The sequence below is a fragment of the Brevibacillus borstelensis genome (genome assembly GCF_037834415.1).
Taxonomy (GTDB): domain Bacteria; phylum Bacillota; class Bacilli; order Brevibacillales; family Brevibacillaceae; genus Brevibacillus; species Brevibacillus borstelensis_A.
Genome location: NZ_JAUMSJ010000088.1, coordinates 1 through 1,561 on the forward strand (window position 1 = coordinate 1; position 1,561 = coordinate 1,561).

General features: G+C 38.9%; 2 protein-coding genes. Both read right to left on the minus strand.

Going from position 1 to position 1,561, the window contains the following annotated elements:
- Nucleotides 1-94: 94 nt before the first annotated feature.
- The gene (locus tag Q3F21_RS27045) at nt 95-658 is read right to left on the minus strand and encodes a hypothetical protein (protein ID WP_340259677.1); all 564 of its coding nucleotides are present in this window, start codon (nt 656-658) and stop codon (nt 95-97) included.
- The gene (locus Q3F21_RS27050) at nt 627-1,403 is read right to left on the minus strand and encodes a S8 family peptidase (RefSeq protein WP_340259679.1); all 777 of its coding nucleotides are present in this window, start codon (nt 1,401-1,403) and stop codon (nt 627-629) included. The genes Q3F21_RS27045 and Q3F21_RS27050 overlap by 32 nt, the downstream gene beginning before the upstream one ends.
- Nucleotides 1,404-1,561: the final 158 nt, after the last annotated feature.

Here is a 1,561-nt window from a genome sequence, read left to right on the forward strand (position 1 = left end):
TCCCTGGTTTTTCATTCTTTTCAACATATATCGTGTTGTTGAGGGTGTTCTAAAGCTTACTTTTGGGACACCCTCTTTTTTACTGTATACTGATTTAAGCTGTACTTACGGAAATACCCTTACCAATTACAATTACATTGTCAATCATAGCTAAACCGCTATTTGATCCTGACGATGTTCGCTGATACTTAAAGACAATGGTGTGAGTACCTGATGACAGCGCTGTTTCGAACGGAGTGTAACTAATAAAACCTGATTTCTTTAAAACATCAACTCCATTGATAGTGACAATGAAATTATCAAGATTAGGTTCAGAAGAAAGATAGTAGACAAATGACAATTTTGCGTTCGTTATTCCTGCTGGGACTGTTACCTTGAAGGATGTTTGGGAAGTCTGTCCTTGAGGCAAACTCCATTTACTTCTAAATCCCCAACCTACGCCATAGCCAGCACCAACTCGCACCCAGTCACCCGTAAATGGAATGGTAAACACAGTATCCTCGAAGTCCTCGAAATACGTAGTTCCTTCATTGACAACATTGAGTGTAAAAGAACCAGACTGAGAGTCACTATTGCCACTAACCTTTATATAATAAGTCTGTCCAGCTGTTAAAATGGCTTTGATTCTAGGAGAGTATCCCCCCCCCTGAGTTGTCATCTTGCGCAAGTTGCTTATAATTAGAATCGTACAAGCGCATGTAGGTATCAAGCTGGCTGGTTACAGTAAACACATATGTGGCAGTTTCAGAAGGCACAAACTTAAAATGTTTACCTAAACCTTCGGTCAGTGTATCGCTGATGCTATTTCCCAAGAAGTGAATGGCATTTGACGTAAGCTTCCCTGGATAATTCAATACTTTTGTCCATGGAGATTTCGCCATCCCATACCCATAGTCTGGATCTTTTCCGTCTTTCCCCAAATCTTCGGCACTCATCTGAATCGTCGTTCGAATATCATCGGCAGATAATGAAGGCTCCATTCCCCAAAGCAATGCGGCTAATCCAGTAATATGAGGTGCGGCACAAGATGTACCATTGAAAGATCTATAAGAACTACTGACGTGATAATAATTTCCATTGCTATTTTCTATACTTCTATTCGTCGTCATTACACCATGGGCCGGAGCAGCAATATCAACTTCAGGACCTCGACTTGAATAATTTGCTGGTTCTTTGCTTGATTTTAAGCATGAGACTGCCATTACAAAATCGTATTTGGCTGGATAAACTACGCTATCATTGGGGTTGATGTCTTTTTCTCTGTTATTACCAGCAGAACAAACAAACAAAACACCATGTTTCTTATAGGCTTCCTCCATTGCAGCTCTAACAGCTAAATTCTCTAACTCATAAGCAATGCTACAGTTGATAATTTTCACACCTTGACTAACCAACCATTCAATACCCCTTACAACTGGATCGGTTACACTATTATTTTATTTGTACATTAATGACCATTTACAAGTAGAGAAGGAGCAATTGATTAATAAATTATCTTTTACCTTATGTTTATGAATAGAGGTCACTAGCGTTGCATTAATATAATCAAAATACACAAAAG